This window comes from Psychromonas sp. Urea-02u-13 (genome assembly GCF_002835995.1).
Taxonomy (GTDB): Bacteria; Pseudomonadota; Gammaproteobacteria; order Enterobacterales; family Psychromonadaceae; genus Psychromonas.
In genome coordinates, this window is the sequence record NZ_PJBZ01000222.1 from 1 (window position 1) to 752 (window position 752).

Here is a 752-nt window from a genome sequence, read left to right on the forward strand (position 1 = left end):
GCTTCTGTCCAATAGCAGTTGTTACCTTATATAAAGGTTATGAACAAATGGGAACAATTTTGAATAGTACTTTATACAAATTTGGTTGTTTTATCCGCTTTGTATTTTTCTTTATTAGCATTATTTTTGCAACTCACCTATTTGCAAATTTATATGGAGGGGGACTTATGCCATCCTTCTTTTCAATACCTTGTGAAAAAGATAACAATAAAGAGGGGTGCTTTTTTACAATAGAAACCGAGACAGAATACGGTCTAGCTGTTGATGTGGAGGAGTATGGACAAAAAAAAGTCTCAATTGAAGTATTTAAAATTCTCGAAAGGGAAAAAATAGCATTTTTAAAGAGAAATATTTCAACGCATAGCAAAAATAAAAATAGTACTTTTTTCAAAATGAACTTAAGGGAAGGGGATTATTACTTTCATTTGCCTGCTAATAAGTTAATAAGCATTCGATTATCGCAGCAGCAACCAACATCAAAAATATCGCAATTATTTTATGACTTAGATCGAAATATGCTTGCTGGCTACATGTCTCTCATTACAGGAACACTTTCAATTTTTTATATGTTTTATTTTATTCTTTACTTTTTGCCTACGTTAGTAAAACGAGAAATCCTGTCTCGTTGGAACATTATATAATACAATAAATGTATTTTAAAAGCCTAACAAGAGCTTTAAACGGAACTAAAACAGTGGGTTAGGTTTCGCTTCGCTCCACATTATAACCCACAATTTTAGTCCGCTTAAGCA

1 protein-coding gene is annotated in these 752 nt (G+C 31.8%); it reads left to right on the plus strand.

Annotated elements, in window-relative coordinates; genetic code table 11:
* On the plus strand, positions 1-641 hold a 641-nt coding region (locus CXF74_RS21495; protein ID WP_232772619.1), incomplete at its 5' end, for a hypothetical protein.
* Between the last annotated feature and the right edge of the window lie 111 nt (positions 642-752).